Origin of the sequence: Paracoccus sp. SY, from assembly GCF_002901215.1 — a bacterium.
Classification (GTDB): domain Bacteria; phylum Pseudomonadota; class Alphaproteobacteria; order Rhodobacterales; family Rhodobacteraceae; genus Paracoccus; species Paracoccus acridae.
Window position 1 is genome coordinate 1 of sequence record NZ_NWMQ01000181.1, and the last position, 687, is coordinate 687.

General features: G+C 66.8%; 1 protein-coding gene. It reads left to right on the forward strand.

Features of this window, described 5'->3' with window-relative positions:
- Nucleotides 1–687 (forward strand): ParB/RepB/Spo0J family partition protein (locus tag CK944_RS22445; RefSeq protein WP_371411694.1); only part of this gene is annotated, 687 nt, incomplete at both ends.

Consider the following 687-nt stretch of genomic DNA (forward strand, 5'->3'; position numbering starts at 1 on the left):
CTCCATCCGCTCGATCAGTTCCGTGCCTTCCAGACCCTGCGCGAGACCGGCATGACAGAGGAGGCCATTGCCGCAGCCTTTTTCGTCGACGTGAAGATCGTCAAGCAGCGCCTGCGGCTGGCTTCTGTCTCGCCCGCGCTGCTCGAGGTCTATGGCGAGGACGCCATGACGCTCGAGCAGCTGATGGCCTTCACCGTCTCGGAGGATCATGCCCGCCAGGAGCAGGTCTGGCAGGTCATCAAGGACAGCTGGTCGAAGGAGCCCCACACCATCCGCCGGATGCTGACGGAAACCACGGTGCGGGCGTCCGACCGGCGGGCGCTCTTCGTGGGTGTTTCGGCCTACGAGGCGGCGGGCGGCATCGTGCTGCGCGATCTCTTCGAGGGCGACGATGGTGGCTGGCTGCAGGACGTGGCCCTGCTCGACCGGATGGTCGCGGAGAAGCTGAAGTGTGAGGCCAAGACGATTGCCGCGGAAGGCTGGGCCTGGGTCGAGGTGGCCGTGAGCTTACCCTATGGCCACGACCGCGGGCTGCGTCGGATTGCCGGCACCACCATCGACCTGACCGCGGAGGAGCGCGCCGCGCGCGAGACTTTGCGCGACGAATACGACCAACTGGAGGCCGAGCATGCGGAAGCCGAGGAGCTGCCCGAAGATGTGGACAGGCGGCTCGGCGAGATCGAGGCG